Below are 18,196 nucleotides of genomic sequence, written 5' to 3' on the forward strand. Positions count from 1 at the left end.
ATGATGCATACATTATTTCCTGTGCAAACTTCTGCGCAAAACAGCCATCTTGATGTAAATCCTGAGCCAGATATCGAGGCCATTCAATGGTCGCTGATGAGTCATTTAGTAGAGTGTTTTCTATTAGAGCAATGGGTGGATGAGCAACTTATTCAAGTGACAACAACGACATATTATCTATCAATTCATGAAGCTTCTAAAACTCAAGATACCCGTCAATTTTTAGAATCACTACCACAGCAGTATCAAGACTTCTTTGACCAAGATAACTCGTTAATGGTTATGAAAGTTGACCAAAATAGACAGTTATTACTACTGGTCGAGCCTGCTTACACGTCACCATGGCGACTATCTAAATCCTGTTTGCCTGTCATACACAGTGTCAATGACAGTCGTAATAACAACTTTAATAACGATCTTAATAGCATCCTCAATAACAAGCATCACAAAGATAGCGCTTTGCTAGAGCCAGTAAGCTCAGCACAGCAATTGTTAGATATCTTTTTATCAATGATGGATAGTGCCACGTTGTCTGATGTCGGTGTTTTAAAGCTAAAAGAAAGCTTAGAGGCTTCTTTTATAGCTCAGCAACAATCAACAACTGCAAATATCACGACGGCAGTTTGTCAACATCCGCACTGGCATCAAACCTTGATTGCAGCGGAGCAATGGGCATCGTTGATGGATCGTCCTTTTCATCCATTGGCAAAAGGTAAATTGGGCTTTACGGCAACAGAATACCAACGTTATATGGCAGATTTTAACCAACCCATTAAGCTGGTATGGGTCGCCATTGCCAAAAGCCATGTCATGGTGGCAGAGCATGTTCAAGACATGACAATACAAAATCCAGCGACTTATCTTTTGGATACTATGCAGCAGCAGAGTTTGATGCGAGAGCTAGACGAAAAAGGCATTGTGGATACGCACATTGCGATGCCCGTACACCCTTGGCAAATAACTCATGTAATTGATGAGATGTATGCCGACGATCTTGCTAATGGCACAGTTGTCACTCTCAAGTTTGATACGCTCATCACTTATGCCAGCTCATCCATGCGTAGTATGCTGATTGACGCGGATACGCCGAATAGCATTAAGCTGCCTATAGGGGTGTATGCACTGAACTCAAAGCGCTATCTACCAGCACTTAAGCTGATCAATGGCGAAAAAAACCAAGCCATACTGATGCAGGCAAGAACGTTAGACCCTGCACTATCAGCGCAGCTACGATTATGGGATGAACGTCTTTGGTGGGGCTATATGTCGCCGTCTCATGTGCACGATAAAAGCTCAATCAATCCTTACTTTTATCAAGGAAAACCCACGCACTTAGGCGCGATGCTACGCCAACTACCAGCAGATCTATGCGACGATACAATTCAACTGTTACCCATGGCAAGCTTGGGTATGTTGGTATATCAGCAAGGTGTCAGTCACCATATTTTTGACGATATTGTTCAGGAAGGTATTCAGAATAGTAGTCAAAGCAGTGTTCAAGAAGGCTCGCCGCAGAATAAAAAAATAGCGGTTATCAAGTGCTTTAGCAATCTGTGTGAGGTGTTTTTGGGGACGATGCTGCGCTGCTTACGCTTAGGGTTTGCGCCTGAGATGCATGGGCAAAATATTGTTATCGTGCTAAAAGATAATCGTTTTACCAGTCTGTTACTGCGTGATCATGATTCAGTACGTATCTATCTACCATGGCTGGCACGCCACCAAATCGCAGATCCTGACTATCTGAGCCCGCCAGATTTTAAAAATCGGCTATACCGAGAGACGCCGCAAGCGCTGGTATTCTATCTACAGTCATTAGGGTTGTTGGTCAATATTCGCGCCATTATCGAATCCTTGGTCGAGCACTACGAAATTAATGAGGATGCCCTATGGCGTGAAGCAATGACAAGTATTGAGGAGGCGTTGATGACTATCGATTTTGATGATGATCAACGTCAGATTATTCGTGACGAGTTATTGAGCAACTCACACTACCCGCATAAGACATTGCTACTGCCTGTGATAGCACGTGGCTCTGACCCTCATGGCAGTATGCCAGCTGGAGAAAGTAGGACGATAAACCCCTTTATGCGCGTCAATAGAAACATCTAGCTCATAGCGCTATAAAAATAATATCCAACTAAAACGTATTATGATGAGAAAAAAATGAGCGAAGTTGATATTAATAAACTCATAAATATTTATAAAAAAATCGGTACATCGACTATTGGTCATCTGACTGGGGAAGGGTATTTGCCAGATATCAAAGCGCTGAATCCTTGTACGGCTACCATAGTCGGCCGAGTGTTAACGGTACAGCTAACCTCTGACAACACGGATGTGATCAATCAGGCATTGATTCAAGCAGCGCCAAATGATGTGCTATGTATTGATGCTCAAGTATTAGGCATTAAAGCATGTTGGGGAGCACTGCGAACTTGCGCGGCTATCTATGAGAAGCTATCAGCCGTCATTGTCATTGGGCAGGCAACTGACTCGGTACAAATTAAGCAGCTGGGCTTTCCTGTGTTTGCACAAGGTATCAGTTCCATAACCACTTTCAAGAGCAACCAAGCACCAGGCACGCTAGCGTCCGATATTTGCTATCGCTTTGGTGAGCAGATTACGACGATTCGTTCAGGAGACATCGTCATTATGGATAATGATGGCGTGTTTATCTTGCCTATTGACGTGGCGCAGAAGTTATTATTAGATTGCCAAAACAAGCACAAAGCAGATGAGATAAAGTTTCAGCTATTTTTTGATGCTTATCGTCATAATCAGTTAGATCAACTCTTTAAGTAGTCATTACTTAAACAACGCTTAAGCAAGCTCTTTTAGCCAAGGATGGCATTCACAATACTGTAAATAATTGTAGAAATAAAAATGATTATCATTTACAATATCATTCACAAACTTAGTACACACAGTATTATTAGCTAAATATAACTTTTACCACTATTTGACCCTCCAACTAAGTGAAGTGAATATGAAACGCCATCATCAAGTTGCTCTATCTGTTCTCACCCTTTGTATTAGTCAGCAATTATATGCACAAAACAATGTCAATGAAGCGGATGCCGTATTAGATGCACAGACCTCAGCGGAACTGGCTTCAAGTACTGTGTCTGATGAGACTCCCAATGTGACTTTAGACACTATCAATGTCACTGCTAAAGCCAGAACGGGTACGGCGCTGGCTCAGAAGATTAGTGAGATGCCAGCCGTCACGCAAGTAATTACTGAAAGCGAGATTCAGATGCAGGCGACGGGCAACCGTACCACTGGTGACATCTTGGCACAGCTGATTCCGAGCTTGGGTACCAGTAGTGGTTCGACCAGTAACTACGGCACCACCATGCATGGCCGTCCAGTACAGTTTTTGCTAAATGGTGTGCCATTAAGCGGTTCACGCAGTCTTTCACGTGAGCTTAACAGTATTGATACGTCACAGCTTGAGCGGGTAGAGGTGCTTTCGGGTGCCACTAGTATCTATGGTGCTGGCGCGTCAGGTGGCCTGATTAACCTTGTGACTAAATCTCTGGTGGGTTATGGCCCTATTAGACAAACCAGAGTGGGCGTTAGTAGTAGCCGCGACTTTGACTCAGATTCATTTGGCTATAATGTAGGGCAAACCTTAGGATATGGCGGCGAGCGGGCTTATGGACGCTTAGATGTTGATTATGAGACCAAAGGTGGAAAGTTCGATAGCAAGGGCGATCGAGTTAGCCCAGATGTCAACCAAACGGATCAACAAGATACCGAATCACTAAGTGTGAATGGTAGCTTAGGTATAGAGCTAACGGACACCCAACGTCTTGATCTCGCAGTGACTTATTATAAAGATAAGCAAGATACTGACTACGGCCCAGACTACGGTGATGGTTTAGCCGTGTTATATGGTGCCAGCCCATCTTTAGTAGCCATTGATGGCGCCAACGTAGAAAACCAGCCTTATACCGAAAAAAGCTCCGTGAATTTAAATTATAGTGATGATGATTTTGCGGGTTCAGGTTCTAGCTTAAGTGTAACGGGCTACTATAGAGATGAAAAAGGCCGTTTTTATCCTTCTGCCAAGAGTGCAGCAACCCAAGCAGCTGAAGTATGGCAGGCCAATGGTTTGACTAACGAAAACACAGTGAACAAGCTTACCAGTGCCGCAGTATTTGTGACCCAGTCAGAAGCTGATATCGAAGTGATGGGTCTACGTGCAGCCATGCAAACTGAAACCGAAATCGCAGGCAAAAACACACTGTTTAGTTATGGTGTGGATGTCGAACGCGAAAACAGTGAGCAGACCTACTATGGTCAAGACTTAAATATATTTCTTGCTAGTAATGGCTTGACCGCCCAAACCAATGGGCTTACTTACAATGGTGGGCCAGATACTACCATCGATAAATTGGGTGCTTTTGTCAATGCAGATGTTGACTTGACCGACAAGTGGCATACTAGTGCTGGCGTACGTTATCAAAAGCTAAAATCTGAGACTGATACCTTTACGCCCATCTATGAGCAGCTGCTTGAAGAGTATTTTAATAGTTCTGCTATTAGCGGGACAAGTGCAGCTTATGGCATTGACTATCAAGCAGGCGACGTAGAAAAAGGCAACACCGACCATGACAAAGTACTTTTCAATCTTGGTACCAGCTATCAGATAACACCGAAAGATCAATTGTTTGCCAATTTTTCACAAGGTCTTGATACTGCAGATATACAGCGAGCACTGCGTGATGTGCGTGCCGGTTTCGTGGTTAATTCAGACAATGTTCAACCGATTGCAACCAATAACTATGAGTTTGGTTGGCAAGGAAAACACGGTGATACAGCGGCACGCTTGAGCGGTTTTTATAACGAATCAGACAAAACGGTACGCTTTACCAATGACTATACGGTAGAAGTGGTCGATACCGATGAGCGTGTCTACGGCGTAGAAGGCTCATTCAGTCACGATATTAATGAGCAATGGCAAGTGGGTGGCAGTGTCGCCTATACCCGTGGTCAGTACGACAAAGATGGCGATTGGTTGGAGCTCGATGCCGTGCGCTTGACGCCACTTAAAGGCACCGCATTTGCGCAATACAACTTTGATGAAGGCAGTAATGTACGTCTACAAGCGTTAGCAATTGGCGGTGATGATAAAGCCTTTAAGGATCAACAGAAAGACCCTGATTCTAGCGCATTGCCAGTGACAGGTTATATGACACTAGACGTTTTGGGACAAGTAAAAATGCCAGTAGGCCGAGTAGACTATGGGGTTTATAACTTACTCAATAAGGATTATCTAACGGTCTATCATCAAACAACCTATGGCGACTTGAATCGTCTACCTGCCTCGGGCACAACTTACGGCTTGAGCTACACTGTAGATTATTAAAGAAGGGTACGATGACATGCCCTACAAATCCTTTACGTTATCTAAAAAGGATTTGATCTAAAGATTTGATATAAGAATTTAAGCCTACCCCCATCAGTTGGATGCAACTGATGGGGGTAATTTTATGGCGTACGCCCTAAATATTCCATTTTTTAATAACTGTATTCTACTTATTACACAACTGCCTCAACAGCGGTAAAAGATTTAATGCTAAAATCGCCAGTCATTATTACCCCAGCCGCTAGTGCCTGTGTAAATGGGCTAATCGCATCATCGATCAAATCATGTATTTGATACCGCGCGTACCAATATTATATTAATAGGAAGCTCTCATGATCGTTTGGCAAAAACCGAATGCATTCAGAATACTTTTTACTTTGCGCGGCTCTGTCATACCCCATATTTACCCCCAAGTTTTGCTGATTACCCTACTAAGTGCCATCATTTCAGCGGTTCAGCATTGGTTTCCAAGCTCTTTTTCCTCTTATGGTGCTGCGCCATTTACCTTGCTTGGTATCGCCTTATCGTTGTTTTTAGGCTTTCGTAACAATGCAAGCTACCAACGCTGGTGGGAAGGTCGGTGTTTATGGGGGCAACTGGTCTATGATGCTCGTAGCTTTACCCGCCAAGTCCTCTCTTTTATAGATGATGAAACTGAGACTGGACGCCACACACAGCAGTCTATGATTCATCTGACGATTGCTTTTACGCACGCACTGCGGCACAGGCTTCGCAAGACGTCTCCATGGGAGGATGTCGAGCGATTTGTAGAGCCGGAGCATCACATTAGTATGCGCCAAGCAGGCAATCTACCCGAGTATCTACTGCGCCTAATGGGTAAAAAGCTCGGATATAGTCGACGCCAGCAGCTATCATCAGATCTTATGATACAGAACATGGATGAGCGTGTGACCTCGATGACGATAGTATTGGCAGCTTGCGAGCGCATTCATAATACGCCTTTGCCATTTGCCTATACCTTACTCGTGCATCGTACCACCTATCTATATTGCTTTATGCTGCCTTTTGGCTTGGCAACATCTTTGGGCTGGGTCACTCCTTTGGTTTGCGGTGTCATTGCCTATACTTTTTTTGGTTTAGATGCGCTCAATGAAGAAATTACCGATCCTTTTGGCGTTGCTGCCAATCACTTGCCCCTCACTGCTATATCCCGCACCATCGAAATCAATCTGCTCGAAGCATTGGGAGAGACGGAGCTTCCCCCTGAATTAATGTCTGAAGATGGTTATTTACAGTAAATTAGTTATTATCACTTAGATTGAGCACATGCCTTTGTTAAGCCTGTCACGCTATAAAGTATCCAGCGTGACAGGCTTTCTTATATTTTGAGGCTGAGAAATGATTTCTGTCTTTTAAATTTATTTAAGACTGAGCATATAAAAGAGAAGGGCTTAACCTCGATAAGTTGAGAAGATAATGATGATTAATCTTTTGCGGATAACGTTTGAGAGCGATGTTTGGCAGTGATGCTTGAAAAAGCACGCTGAGGCAGCAAAGAAGAGGCGACATCTAAAGAAAAAATGTTATATTTAAGCTCATAAAGACACAGAGTCAGATGAGTTAACCAGACTGTTATTGTTTCAGCTTAAAGGTAAGCAGTCTCAAAAACGATGATAATAATGAAGGAAGGAAAAGTTATGCATATCACGGCAAATTTCGATGCGGGTAATATTGACGTTATTAACTTGGACAATAAAAACAATATTCAGTTGGCGATTCGTCCTGACGTTGGCGAAGAGTTTTTTCAGTGGTTTAACTTTCGTTTATCAGGCGAAGTGGGCGAGCAGTATGTGCTGAATATTGTGAATGCAGGGCAGGCATCCTACCTTGCAGGCTGGGAGAATTACCAAGCGGTTGCCTCCTATGATCGAGAGTATTGGTTCCGTTTGCCAACCTCTTATACAGATGGCAAGTTGACCATAACGGTAGAGCTTGAATGCGATACCATTCAAATTGCCTACTTTGCCCCGTACAGTTATGAGCGTCATCAAGACTTATTGGCAGCTGTACAAACGCATCCCTTGGTAACCTTAGAACATTTAGGCGAAACGCTGGATAAGCGCGATTTAACCTTAGTTAACATTAGCGATGGCAATAATGAGGTCAATAAACGCAACATTTGGATCACGGCACGTCAGCATCCGGGCGAAACCATGGCTGAGTGGCTGGTTGAGGGACTATTATATAGCCTCTTAGACAGTGATAACGCTACTGCTAAATTATTATTAGAAAAAGCGAACGTCTATATTGTACCCAATATGAACCCTGATGGTAGTGTGCGTGGACATCTGCGTACCAATGCTGTCGGGACGAACTTAAACCGTGAATGGTCCAATCCAAGCTTAGAAAAAAGCCCTGAAGTCTTTCATGTCATTAATAAAATGGAGACGACAGGCGTTGACCTATTTTATGATGTGCATGGTGATGAAGCCTTACCTTATGTTTTCTTAGCAGGGTCGCAAGGCACACCAAGTTATAGTGACCGCCTTGCCCGTTTACGCGATAAATTCTCCGAGGTGTTAAAGATAGCCAGTGCTGATTTTCAGTCCGAAGTTGGCTATGACATTGATGCGCCAGGTACGGCCAATATGACTATCGCAACTCACTGGGTGGCGGAACGTTTTGATTGCCTTGCCAATACTTTAGAGATGCCGTTTAAAGACAATAATAATTTACCTTTTGAGGATACAGGCTGGTCACCAGAGCGTTCTGCTAAACTGGGTGAAGCGTCGCTAGTTGCTATGTTGGCGGTCGTTGATGATTTACGCTAGTGAATAGTTTGATATTATAGTTCATTAAAAATAAAACGATTATATAAATTTAAACGCGCTACTGGTATAAATGTTACTTACGTGCTGCGTTCCCATAGGCTGCGCAACCCATATTTAAAGACAGCATCCCAGTAGCGCTATGTTCTTTTTAGAGTACATCGACTATAGTTAAATATTCAGGTTAATTGTTTGAAGCTTAATCCTTCCTTATTTAATATCTCTCATTTCTCTTCCGCTATTTTTAATTGGCGTTTAAGTGGCTTGATTCCTTCAAGAACGGTCAGCACTCCAGTATAATAGGTTGCTGTGACGACAAGCATGCCTTCTTTTGACCGCTTCTGCTTTGAATTCCGCATTATTGCTCTGCAATTTTTTGGTCATGATACACTCATCATAGAGTGGCTGTTTTACCAAGTTCACCACTACGATTTTTTCAACACGCTCTAATAAATCAGTAAAATATTTGACCCATTGATTTTTCATCCATACGCCTTTAATAATTAATAAGAAGACTTTATTATGCAAACCAAACGTCCACTATATATTCCCTTTGCAGGTCCTGCATTATTAGAAACCCCTTTACTAAATAAAGGCAGCGCTTTTTCATCAGAAGAGCGTGATAGCTTTAATCTGACAGGTTTGCTACCTCATAACATTGAGACGATTGAAGAGCAATCTCTGCGCGCTTATCATCAACTGCGCTCATTCACTAGTGATATGGATAAGCATATTTATCTGCGTAATATACAAGACACTAATGAAACCTTATTTCATCATCTAATTGAACAGCATATTGAAGAGGTCATGCCGCTCATATATACCCCAACGGTTGGTCAAGCATGTGAAAAATTCTCGCAAATTTATCGCCGCAAACGTGGTTTGTTTATCTCTTATCCTGAGCGCCATAAAATCGATGACATGCTGCAAAATGCCACCAAACAAAACGTAAAAGTGATCGTTGTCACCGATGGTGAGCGTATATTAGGCCTAGGCGACCAAGGTATTGGCGGCATGGGAATCCCCATTGGTAAGTTAGCGTTATATACGGCTTGTGGTGGTATTAGCCCAGCTTACTGCTTACCGATTTTGTTAGACGTCGGCACCAATAATCAACAGCTAATTGACGACCCTATGTACATGGGCTGGAGAAATCCACGCATCTCTGGTGATGACTATAATGAGTTTGTAGACTTGTTTATTCAAGCGGTCAAACGTCGCTGGCCAGAGGCATTATTGCAATTTGAAGATTTTGCCCAAGAGAACGCGACGCCATTATTGAATAGATATCGTGACCAATTATGCTGCTTCAATGATGATATTCAGGGTACTGCTGCTGTTTCAGTCGGCACCTTGATTGCAGCGTGTTTAAATAAGGGTCAAAAGCTTAGCGAACAAAAAATAGCGTTTTTGGGTGCAGGATCTGCAGGTTGCGGTATCGCCGAGCATATCATTCGCCAAATGCAGCGTGAAGGGTTAACGGAGGCGCAGGCGCGTAGCCAAGTATTTATGGTGGATCGTTATGGCCTACTTACTGATAGCATGACAGAGCTACAAAAATTCCAAGAACCGTTGGTACAAAAAGAATCGGCCATTGCAAATTGGGATAAAAGTAAGAAGCTTGGTTTAGCCCAAGTGGTGAAACAAGCAAAAATAACGGTATTATTTGGCGTCAGTGGCCAAAAAGGTCTGTTTACCCAAGAGGTGATCGAAACGTTATGTGCTAATACTGAACATCCCATTGTCTTACCGCTTTCAAACCCAACGTCTCGTGTCGAAGCAACGCCGCAAGAAGTGACCAATTGGAGCAAAGGTCGCGCAATTATTGCAACCGGAAGCCCTTTTCCTCACACCACTTTTGAAGGTCAGACTTTCGAAGTGTCGCAGTGTAATAACAGCTATATTTTCCCTGGTATTGGCCTAGGAGTGTTAGCCTCACGTGCGACGGGTATCAGCGATAATATGTTAATGGCCGCAAGCCAAGCACTGGCAGATATATCTATGGAATATGAAAAAGCACCAGGTGCAATATTACCGCCAATTAGAGTCATTAGAGAGATCAGTGAAAAAATAGCCTACGCAGTTGCACGACAAGCAATTGAAGATAAATTGGCGCTACCTGTCACGGCAGAGAATTTAGAACGTCAATTACAAGCCAATTTTTGGTTACCAAAATACCGCAACTATCGTCGTACTTCTTTTTAGTAGTCAAAAAGTAGCTGCTAAAAAGCACTCATAATAAAATATAGTCAGTGAAAAATAATATCGAACCATCACACACTGCTGATATCTATTTTTCTTGCTTGCTGTGCCTGCGCAGACAGAGGCGACAAAAAATTGATATCAGCAATACCGTCGCGTTTTTAGGATATTTTGACTATACATATAATAAGGCCAAACGTTACCGTTAAAAGTAGCATTTGGCTTTTTTCATTATTGTGGTAGTCAACTAATTCAGGACGGCTGATAAGAGGGTTTTATTAAAGTGGTGTCTCTCTTCTTCTAGCGCTACTAAGACGAGTTTTGCATTGCCTCAGGTTTTGACATCGAACGCCATAATATATCAAATAAGGCATCAAAATTTGCATTGAGCGGGGCATCTGCTTGACGAATCGTTTTCATAATACCGAGACGGCTGATAAACCCCATAAACACGTCAAATAAGATATGCAGTGGAACCGTCTCCACCAGTACCCCTCGCTTTTGACCATCCTCAAGCACGCTCAAAAAAGCATTGATAAGCTCTTTATTATTGTAAATAGCGATGTTATGAAAACGCGCTATCGATACCTTCGATAACACCATCACGGCGTCAGGATGAGTGTCGACAAAATCTAAGCACACCCATAACGTCTTACGCAGACGATCTTCTACGCTATCAATACCTTGCAAATGATCCATCATCCTTGTCGCTAGCCTACCAAGCACTATATCCATAATAGTATAAAGTACCGTTTGTTTATCGCCAAAATACTTATAGAGTGTTTGCAACGAGACGTTTGCAGCCTTAGCAATTTGTATCATCGTAATATCGCTAGCATCACTACTAGCAAAAAGCTGGCGTACGGCTTTCTCTATTTTATCTAAAGTAGCAGGGCGCATATCGGACAATGGCGCTAAGGCTAAAGACTCCGTTTGAGCAATCAAATTAGCAGAGTTGCTTTTATGTTTGCCACGTTTATTTTTGGCGCTTTTTTTATCAATGTCAGTTTTGCTACTTGCTTGCGCTTTTGAGCGAGTGGTTTTCATATTTAGTATCTCCTTGATAATTCTAGCTTATCAATTTTTAAAACCAGCAGTTAATATTTAGGATAATTATAATTACCATTATAATGAACTCTGTTGCAAATGTAAGATTTATTTTATAAGATAAAAGCAACTAGGCTAGTATTAATATGTATTTTTATAACTTTATAAAAGGTAATATTAATTACTATTTTATAATTTTTTATTATATTATCCGTGTAAGAAGTTTAACATCCATTAAAACTAATACCATATCAAGGAAGACTTTATGACTATCGCCTGTTTTAAACCGAAGTGGATGGACGAAGAAATCGAGATGCTGCATGAGAGTGCGCTAAAAGTGTTTAAAGGTTGGGAAGTGCATGATGAAAAATGGCGTGAGAACGGCATGCTTGACCGCGCAGCTTGGCTAGAAGCTGGCGAGATGGGCTTTTTATGCGCCTCGATGCCAGAGGAATATGGCGGCGCAGGCGGTGATTTTCGTCATGAAGCGGCGCTGATTTATGCACAGTCAGAAGCCAATCAAGCAGGTTTTGGCGGCTTTTTGCATTCAGGAATTGTCGCCCCTTATATTTTGCATCATGGTACCGAAGAGCAAAAGCAGAAATGGCTACCCAAGATGGCGACCGGTGAGCTGATTGGTGCAATCGCGATGACTGAGCCGGGTACAGGCTCTGACTTACAGAATATCAAAACCTTCGCAGTCAAAGACGGTGATGATTATATTATCAATGGCTCTAAAACCTTTATTACTAATGGTCAATTGGGCAATTTAATAATCGTGGCTTGCAAAACGGATAGAGAGCAAGGGGCGAAAGGCGTTTCGCTGATTGTAGTAGAGACGGACAATGCGCCCGGGTTTGAGCGTGGCAAGAAGCTAAAAAAGCTCGGTATGGCGTCTCAAGATACCTCGGAGCTGTTTTTTAGTAATATGCGAGTGCCACAAAAGAACCTCTTGGGTACGGTTGAAGGTATGGGGTTTATGCAGCTGATGCAAGAGCTGCCGCAAGAGCGTCTCATCGTCGCCTTGGCGGGGGTTGGTGCCATGAAATTGGCACTGGATCTCACCATTGATTACACCAAAGAGCGCACCGCTTTTGGTAAGCCAGTATGGAGCTTTCAAAATACCCGCTTTAAGTTAGCAGAGTGTAACAGTCATTATATCGCTTCAAGTGCCCTATGCGATGCTGCTATTGAATCATTACTGGAAAAAGAGCTAACGGTTCAACATGCGGCTTTAATTAAGTATTGGGTGACCGAAAAGCAATGCATCGTCATGGATGAATGCGTACAACTATTTGGTGGTTATGGCTACATGATGGAATATCCAATTGCACGACTCTATGCCGATGCCCGAGTACAAAAAATCTATGGCGGTACCAATGAGATTATGAAGGAACTGGCCTCACGTTTTATGTAAAAGCGGTTTTTTGATATCAGTACTTTATACCCCTTTTATACCTCTATTTTATATTTATTATTCAGAACGAACTTTCAAGGAAGAAAGTATGAAAAGTATGCTCGGACACATGATGCAACGGCCATTGTTGATTAGCCATTTGATTGAACACGCTGCCGATTACCATGGTGATACACCGATTTATTCGCGTGAGACTGATGGTAGTACGACTCATACTGATTGGAAAACGATACATAATAACAGTAAGCGCCTCGCAAACGCTTTAGCCAAGCTGGGCATAGAGCAGGGCGATCGCTTAGCGACCATCGCATGGAATAACCGTCGTCATCTTGAGATATGGTATGGGGTGTCCGGCTCCGGCATGGTATGTCATACCATCAATCCACGTTTATTTCCGCAGCAAATTATCTATGTTGTTAATGATGCTGAGGATCAAGTGCTGTTTTTCGAAAAGACGTTTTTACCGCTGGTATTAGGGGTTAAAGACCATCTGCACACGGTTAAGCATTTCATTTGTATGACCGCGGCTGACGAAGAGGTCAGAGCGCAACTCCCTAATGTTCTATTCTATGATGAGCTGATAGATGAAGAGTCAGATGACTATAAATGGCCTGAGCTTGATGAAAATGCACCAAGCTCGCTATGCTACACCTCAGGTACCACGGGCAATCCTAAAGGCGTGTTATATACCAATCGTAGTACGGTGCTACATAGCTTCGCGGCCAGCTTACCTGATTCAATGAATTTATCGTCACAAGATATCGTGTTGCCTGTAGTACCGATGTTTCATGCCAATGCATGGGGTTTGCCTTATGCGGCGGCGATGATTGGGACCTCAGTGGTGCTACCAGGGCCAAATTTAGATGGACACAGTTTGGCCAATATGATCGATGAGTATAAGGTCAATGTGGCGGTTGGCGTACCGACTATTTGGCAAACCTTACTAGCAGCGGCCAAAGAGACGGGGACTAAGCTGCCTAGCCTTAAACGTAACGTCGTTGGTGGTTCAGCTTGTCCATCGTCCATGATTAAAGCTTTTCGTGATGAGTTTGATTGCGAGACCTTACATGCGTGGGGTATGACGGAGACCAGTCCACTAGGGACCGCCAATCAGCTCAAAGCCAAACATAGCGAGTTATCAGCAGACGATAAGCTAAAGACGCGTCTGTCGCAGGGTCGTCCGCCATTTGGAGTGGAGATTCGTCTTGTTGATAAGGATCAGAACAATAAGCTACTGCCTAATGATGGTAAAACCTCAGGCAATCTACAAATTCGAGGATATTGGATTGTCGATAGTTATTTCAATAGTGCAGAGTCGGCACTTGAGGCTGACGGTTGGTTTGATACGGGTGACATTGCAACCATCAATGAGGACGGTTATCTAAGCATTCGCGACCGTGCGAAAGACTTAATAAAATCAGGTGGTGAGTGGATATCCTCAGTAGAGCTAGAGGATATTGCTATGTCGCATCCGGCGGTGGCTATGGCAGCGGTCATCGGCGCTAAGCATCCAAAATGGGATGAGCGTCCAATAATTATTGCTCAATTAGCAGTTGGCGAGGAGTTAACAGAGGAGGCCTTAATCGCTCATTATGAGGGAAAGCTTGCAAAATGGCAGCTTCCGGACGCCGTAGTCTTTGTAGACACTGTTCCGCTGAATGGCACTGGAAAAATGCTCAAAAAGGATATGCGTGAACAGTATGAAAATCATCTCATTGAGCGCGGTTTGATCGATTAATTAAAGTGAAGCGCTAGTTTCCCTAGTATCAATATATATTTATAAACTCTAAATGGACTTGTTATGAAAACCAGAATCACCGAAATGCTCAATATTAAATACCCTATTATCCAAGGCGGCATGATGTGGGTGGGCACTGCGGACATGGCGGCCGCTCGCTGTATCAAATGCTGGCGGTTTAGGCATGGTTACCGCCCTCACGATGCCGACGCCTGAAGCGCTGACCAAAGAGATTGCCCGTTGCCGTGAGATGACGGATAAGCCCTTTGGCGTTAATTTAACCATTTATCCTACTATCAATCCGCCGCCTTACGATGAGTATATGGACGCCATTATCGAAAGTGGGGTCAAGATTTTAGAAATCGCTGGCAATAATCCCAGAGACTTTATGGCAAAACCCAAAGCGGCCAACTTAATTACTATCCATAAATGTGTGTCGGTTCGTCATGCTTTATCTGCTGAGCGCCACGGTGTCGATATAATATCTATTGATGGGTTCGAGTGTGCTGGTCACTCAGGAGAGGAAGATATCGGTGGCTTGGTGCTCATCCCAGCTGCCGTCAAACAGCTATCAATCCCTGTCATCGCCTCTGGCGGTATCGGGCCGCCGCTTTAGTATTGGGTGCAGAAGGCATCAACATGGGCACGCGCTTTTGTGCCACTGTCGAGGCGCCCATGCATGATAATATTAAGCAAGCGTTAGTCAACGCCTCAGAGCGTGATACTCGCCTTATTTTTAGAAGCCTAAATAACACGGTCCGCGTCCTCAAAAACGCTATTTCAGATGAAGTTGTCTCAATGGAGTATCAAGAAGGCGGCGTTGAATTTGCTGAGATACGTCCGCTAGTCGCTGGTGCGCGTGGTCAAGCCGCACTGAATTCAGGAGAGGTGGATAACGGGGTTATCACCGCAGGTCAAGTTGTCGGTCTTATCGACGATATCCCTACTTGTGCCGAGCTCATTGAACGTATCGTCGCTGAGTGTGGTGAGCGCTTATCTGTTGCTTCAAGCTGGATGAAGTAAAATCTATAAAGTTAAGCCATATTAATTTGTTTGAATAATGGTAAACCCTGATATTAACAACATCACCTGAGAAAGTTAAAATTCATACCTAATCCCTACATGCTATGCAAGTAATAGCATGTAGGGATTTTCCGAAAACTTAGACAACAAAAAAACCCTTCAAGCCTAATGAACTGACCCCCATAAGTTGGACACAACTTCTGGGGGTTATTTTATGAAATACGACATAGACTTTAAGATCAAAGTCATAGCATACTACCGTCAAGGACATAGTAGCGGTGCGACAGGTGAGAAGTTTGGACTTGATAACAAAATGGTATCTAAGTGGGTTCAGCAGTATCAGCATAGTGGTATAGACGCCATCAAACCTAAGACTAATAAAACTAAATACAGTAGCGACTTTAAGTATAAAGTGATCGCTGTGATGTTAGCAGAAGGATTAAGCCAATCTGAAACTGCCCTTAGGTTTAATATCAGCTCACCTGCGCTTATTAGCCACTGGCATAAAGCTTACAGGCTCCATGGTATGTCTGGACTCACATCCAAATATAAAGGTAGTCATCCCATGACCTCTCCTATCACAGACAAACCCGATAATGAAAAGACACTAGCAGAGCTCAAACGTGAAAACGCATATCTACGAGCGGAGAATGCCTATCTAAAAAAGCTCGATGCCTTGCTTCGGGAAAGGGAACAAGCCGCGACAAAGCAAGGCTCATCGAAGGATTGAGACTAAAGCACACGTTATCTGACTTACTCAGCATAGCAAAGCTTGCGCGGAGTAGTTTCTACTACCGTAGGGCGAGTCTTAGTAGTCAAGATAAATACGCCGATCTTAAACAGCGTATTAGTGACATCTATCATCAGCATAAAGGTCGGTATGGCTACCGTCGAATCACCCAAACCCTTAAGAATGAGGGTCTCATTCATAACCACAAACTGATTGCACGGCTGATGGGACAGCTTAAGCTGACAGCGAGAATCAGACGACAAAGGTACCGATCCTATAAAGGAGCGTGCGGCGTCATTGCTAAGAATAGAGTCAAGCGCAAGTTTCGGGCGGGTGCGCCCAATCGCAGATGGCTGACAGACATTACTGAATTTAAAGTCGGCGATGACAAGCTGTACCTGTCACCGATACTTGACTGCTTTAATAATGAGATTGTCAGCTACCAGCTATCAAAACGACCGGTATATGACTTGGTCAAACAGATGCTTGATCGTGCGCTTAAGGGCATACCAACAAAGCGCACCGAGCAGCTCACGCTGCATTCAGATCAAGGATGGCATTATCAGATGAAAGCGTTTGCGAATACGCTTAAAGAGAATAACATTAAGCAAAGTATGAGCCGAAAAGGGAACTGTTTAGATAATGCATTGATGGAAAGCTTCTTTGGGTCTTTAAAGTGTGAGACGATTTATATTAAGAAGCCGAAAACCATTGAAGATTTAGAGAAACAGATTCATGAGTATATGCATTATTATAATCATGAGAGAATTCAGCTTAAACTAAAAGGACTGAGCCCTGTACAATACAGAGCTCAGTACTATCTTTAATTAAACCGTCCAAGTTTCGGGGGTCAGTTCACAATGACTGTAAGGGTTTAAATTTGGTGGGCCCAGTAGGACTTGAACCTACGACCAAAGGATTATGAGTCCTCTGCTCTAACCAACTGAGCTATGGGCCCTAACGGTAGACGCACAATGATACCTGATTTTTTTTATTTTTCAAGTAAAAGTTAGCAAATCGCGTAGAGTATTTGACGGCTTGTTAATAACTGCCACCGGCCAGCGTCAAACTACGTCCACCATCTACCGCGACTATCTCGCCGGTTACATAACTTGCTTTAGCCAAATATAGCACGCAATGTGCAATTTCATCAGGCATTCCTATTCTTTGCATGGGAATGGAGCTAACGATGCTTTGTTGTTGCTCATCATCAAGCGCTTGATCGCTATCAGTCTCAGGCAAAATATTGACTCCAGGGGCAACGCCATTGACACGTACATCAGGTGCCATATCGAGTGCGAGAGATTGTACCATCATTCGGTGAGCGGCTTTCGCCATGTTATAGATGGTATAAGTGCTGAATGGCTTATTGTGTGCATGGATATCGAGTAGGCTAATGATGCAACCTTGCCGTGCTTTAAGATAGGGATATAACGCTTGGCTTAATAGTAAGGGCGCTTTTGCATTAGTCAAAAACAATTCGTCCCATTGCGCGTTTTCGATACTACCAAGCGGACTCGGATAAAACCGTGACGCATTATGTACCAGCACATCGAGCTGACCAAAACTTCCTATGATATTTTGGATGAACTGGCTAAGAGCCGAGCTGTCATTAATGATTGCCAAATCAGCGACGATTACCACGGCACTATCGGCTCGATTTTCATTTAGCTCATTGGCTAGGGTATTTGCTGCATTCTTACTATGATGACAATGGATAATCACCCGATAGCCCTGATAGTGTGCGGCACGAATAATAGCGGCACCAATACGCTTGGCGCTGCCAGTCACCAGCATCACTGGTGCAACAGTATTTTCTGCTAAAGATATCTTAAGTTTTTGATTCATAGTTAGGTTTTAATAGACATTGAAGAGT

13 protein-coding genes, 1 tRNA gene and 1 pseudogene are annotated in these 18,196 nt (G+C 43.3%); 11 read left to right on the forward strand and 4 right to left on the reverse strand.

The genetic code is table 11. The features are described from left to right. The first annotated feature begins 3 nt into the window (after positions 1-3). The 5 genes from AAEY79_RS01930 to AAEY79_RS01950 all read left to right on the forward strand — a co-directional run bounded on the left by AAEY79_RS01930 (position 4) and on the right by AAEY79_RS01950 (position 8,166). Positions 4-2,109 carry an IucA/IucC family protein gene (locus AAEY79_RS01930; protein ID WP_201575752.1) on the forward strand — a complete coding sequence of 702 codons (2,106 nt, stop codon included), beginning with the start codon at positions 4-6 and terminating at the stop codon, positions 2,107-2,109. 54 nt (positions 2,110-2,163) lie between these two features. Then, entirely contained in the window at positions 2,164-2,802 is a 639-nt protein-coding gene (locus AAEY79_RS01935; protein WP_201566067.1) for an RraA family protein, read from the forward strand. 184 nt (positions 2,803-2,986) lie between these two features. Continuing rightward, positions 2,987-5,374, forward strand: a complete 2,388-nt coding sequence (locus tag AAEY79_RS01940; protein WP_201566068.1) for a TonB-dependent receptor — start codon at positions 2,987-2,989, stop codon at positions 5,372-5,374. Between the two features lie 332 nt (positions 5,375-5,706). Continuing rightward, positions 5,707-6,633 carry a bestrophin family protein gene (locus AAEY79_RS01945; protein WP_025650724.1) on the forward strand — a complete coding sequence of 309 codons (927 nt, stop codon included), beginning with the start codon at positions 5,707-5,709 and terminating at the stop codon, positions 6,631-6,633. 399 nt (positions 6,634-7,032) lie between these two features. Continuing rightward, positions 7,033-8,166, forward strand: coding sequence for a carboxypeptidase family protein (locus AAEY79_RS01950; RefSeq protein ID WP_173239890.1), 1,134 nt, complete (start codon positions 7,033-7,035; stop codon positions 8,164-8,166). Positions 8,167-8,436: 270 nt separating this feature from the next. On the opposite strand, the gene AAEY79_RS01955 is transcribed toward AAEY79_RS01950, so the two are convergent. Continuing rightward, positions 8,437-8,649 carry a hypothetical protein gene (locus AAEY79_RS01955; protein WP_201566069.1) on the reverse strand — a complete coding sequence of 71 codons (213 nt, stop codon included), beginning with the start codon at positions 8,647-8,649 and terminating at the stop codon, positions 8,437-8,439. A gap of 36 nt (positions 8,650-8,685) precedes the next feature. Between AAEY79_RS01955 and AAEY79_RS01960 the strand changes: the two genes are divergently transcribed. Further along, positions 8,686-10,368 (forward strand): NAD-dependent malic enzyme, encoded by a 1,683-nt coding sequence (locus AAEY79_RS01960; protein ID WP_025650720.1) that lies wholly within the window; start codon positions 8,686-8,688, stop codon positions 10,366-10,368. Between the two features lie 306 nt (positions 10,369-10,674). Here AAEY79_RS01960 and AAEY79_RS01965 read toward each other — a convergent pair whose 3' ends face one another. Further along, positions 10,675-11,412, reverse strand: a complete 738-nt coding sequence (locus AAEY79_RS01965; protein WP_201566070.1) for a TetR/AcrR family transcriptional regulator — start codon at positions 11,410-11,412, stop codon at positions 10,675-10,677. Positions 11,413-11,677: 265 nt separating this feature from the next. Here AAEY79_RS01965 and AAEY79_RS01970 point away from each other — a divergent pair, with 265 nt between their 5' ends. The 5 genes and pseudogenes from AAEY79_RS01970 (at position 11,678) to AAEY79_RS01990 (ending at position 17,147) form a co-directional block, all read left to right on the forward strand. Further along, positions 11,678-12,829, forward strand: coding sequence for an acyl-CoA dehydrogenase family protein (locus tag AAEY79_RS01970; protein WP_201566071.1), 1,152 nt, complete (start codon positions 11,678-11,680; stop codon positions 12,827-12,829). A 97-nt stretch (positions 12,830-12,926) separates the two neighbouring features. Beyond that, positions 12,927-14,567, forward strand: a complete 1,641-nt coding sequence (locus tag AAEY79_RS01975) for a long-chain-fatty-acid--CoA ligase (protein WP_201566079.1) — start codon at positions 12,927-12,929, stop codon at positions 14,565-14,567. 63 nt (positions 14,568-14,630) lie between these two features. Beyond that, a pseudogene (locus tag AAEY79_RS01980) lies at positions 14,631-15,590 on the forward strand (NAD(P)H-dependent flavin oxidoreductase). A 214-nt stretch (positions 15,591-15,804) separates the two neighbouring features. Then, positions 15,805-16,320 carry a helix-turn-helix domain-containing protein gene (locus AAEY79_RS01985; RefSeq protein ID WP_201577444.1) on the forward strand — a complete coding sequence of 172 codons (516 nt, stop codon included), beginning with the start codon at positions 15,805-15,807 and terminating at the stop codon, positions 16,318-16,320. Further along, on the forward strand, positions 16,308-17,147 hold the full coding sequence (locus AAEY79_RS01990; RefSeq protein WP_265088546.1) for an IS3 family transposase: 840 nt from the start codon (positions 16,308-16,310) through the stop codon (positions 17,145-17,147). The genes AAEY79_RS01985 and AAEY79_RS01990 overlap by 13 nt, the downstream gene beginning before the upstream one ends. A 54-nt stretch (positions 17,148-17,201) precedes the next feature. Here the strand turns inward: AAEY79_RS01990 and AAEY79_RS01995 are convergent. Both AAEY79_RS01995 and AAEY79_RS02000 read right to left on the reverse strand, forming a co-directional pair. Continuing rightward, positions 17,202-17,278: transfer RNA gene (locus AAEY79_RS01995), tRNA-Ile, on the reverse strand. Between the two features lie 83 nt (positions 17,279-17,361). Next, a complete protein-coding gene (locus AAEY79_RS02000; RefSeq protein ID WP_350587829.1) occupies positions 17,362-18,168 on the reverse strand; it encodes a pteridine reductase in 807 nt (268 codons plus the stop codon). Positions 18,169-18,196: the final 28 nt, after the last annotated feature.

It is taken from the genome of Psychrobacter sp. GW64-MNA-CIBAN-0177 (assembly GCF_040309585.1).
Classification (GTDB): domain Bacteria; phylum Pseudomonadota; class Gammaproteobacteria; order Pseudomonadales; family Moraxellaceae; genus Psychrobacter; species Psychrobacter okhotskensis.

What these genes read in the sequence shown, in the direction of transcription:
- AAEY79_RS01950 (WP_173239890.1), top strand. Translation starts at nt 7,033, where the DNA reads ATGCATATCACGGCAAATTTCGATGCGGGTAATATTGACGTTATTAAC.
- AAEY79_RS01965 (WP_201566070.1), bottom strand. Translation starts at nt 11,412, where the DNA reads ATGAAAACCACTCGCTCAAAAGCGCAAGCAAGTAGCAAAACTGACATT.
- AAEY79_RS01970 (WP_201566071.1), top strand. Translation starts at nt 11,678, where the DNA reads ATGACTATCGCCTGTTTTAAACCGAAGTGGATGGACGAAGAAATCGAG.
- AAEY79_RS01985 (WP_201577444.1), top strand. Translation starts at nt 15,805, where the DNA reads ATGAAATACGACATAGACTTTAAGATCAAAGTCATAGCATACTACCGT.
- AAEY79_RS02000 (WP_350587829.1), bottom strand. Translation starts at nt 18,168, where the DNA reads ATGAATCAAAAACTTAAGATATCTTTAGCAGAAAATACTGTTGCACCA.
- AAEY79_RS01975 (WP_201566079.1), top strand. Translation starts at nt 12,927, where the DNA reads ATGCTCGGACACATGATGCAACGGCCATTGTTGATTAGCCATTTGATT.
- AAEY79_RS01930 (WP_201575752.1), top strand. Translation starts at nt 4, where the DNA reads ATGCATACATTATTTCCTGTGCAAACTTCTGCGCAAAACAGCCATCTT.
- AAEY79_RS01940 (WP_201566068.1), top strand. Translation starts at nt 2,987, where the DNA reads ATGAAACGCCATCATCAAGTTGCTCTATCTGTTCTCACCCTTTGTATT.
- AAEY79_RS01935 (WP_201566067.1), top strand. Translation starts at nt 2,164, where the DNA reads ATGAGCGAAGTTGATATTAATAAACTCATAAATATTTATAAAAAAATC.
- AAEY79_RS01960 (WP_025650720.1), top strand. Translation starts at nt 8,686, where the DNA reads ATGCAAACCAAACGTCCACTATATATTCCCTTTGCAGGTCCTGCATTA.
- AAEY79_RS01955 (WP_201566069.1), bottom strand. Translation starts at nt 8,649, where the DNA reads ATGAAAAATCAATGGGTCAAATATTTTACTGATTTATTAGAGCGTGTT.
- AAEY79_RS01945 (WP_025650724.1), top strand. Translation starts at nt 5,707, where the DNA reads ATGATCGTTTGGCAAAAACCGAATGCATTCAGAATACTTTTTACTTTG.